Origin of the sequence: Protofrankia sp. Cas3, from assembly GCF_963555955.1 — a bacterium.
GTDB lineage: Bacteria > Actinomycetota > Actinomycetes > Frankiales > Frankiaceae > Protofrankia.
In genome coordinates this window covers 60214-60917 of record NZ_CAUVXP010000014.1, presented here as the reverse complement: position 1 = coordinate 60917, position 704 = coordinate 60214, and the positions used below count along the sequence as shown (strand labels likewise).

The window sequence follows — 704 nt, the reverse complement described above, 5'->3', positions numbered from 1 at the left end:
GACCACCCGGATCCGCGGCACCCTGGACGCCGAAGCCGCCGCGATCCTGCGGGCCGCGCTGGATCCACTGACCGCACCCCGCCCCGCCGGCGGTACGGCCAACCCCGACAGTGCGGGCACTGCCAACCCCGGCACCGCGGGCACTGCCGAGAGTTCGGGCCCTGCGGGCGGTACGGCCAACGCGGGCAGCACCGGCAGTGCGGGCGACACGGCTGGCACCGGCGGCGGGGAACGGGACCGCCGCTCCCCAGCCCGACGCCGCGCCGACGCCCTCATCGAACTGATCACCCGGGCGCTGCACACCGATACCCTGCCCACCCACGGCGGCTACCGCCCCCACGTCACCGTCCTGGCACCGCTGCCCGCGCTGCTCGGCGAACCCGGCGCGCCACCCGCGGACAACGGCTGGGGCCTCCCCCTACCCGCCGCCGTCCTCGCCCGGCTCCTGTGCGACGCCGAACTCGTCCGCCTCCTGCTCGACCCCACCGGCGTGCCATTGGACGTCGGCCGCACCCAACGCATCGTGCCCCCCGCCCTACGCCGCGCCCTGATCGCCCGCGACCGCTGCTGCACCTACCCGGGCTGCGACCGACCCCCCGGCTGGTGCGAAGCCCACCACATCATCGAATGGTCCCACGGAGGCCACACCGCCCTGAACAACCTCGTACTGACCTGCGGCCAACACCACCGAACACTCCACCACA

1 protein-coding gene is annotated in these 704 nt (G+C 74.9%); it reads left to right on the top strand.

What is annotated here, in order from left to right; all coding sequences use genetic code 11:
- The coding region (locus U9983_RS04855; protein WP_322752862.1) for an HNH endonuclease signature motif containing protein at positions 1-704 on the top strand (704 nt) is incomplete at both ends.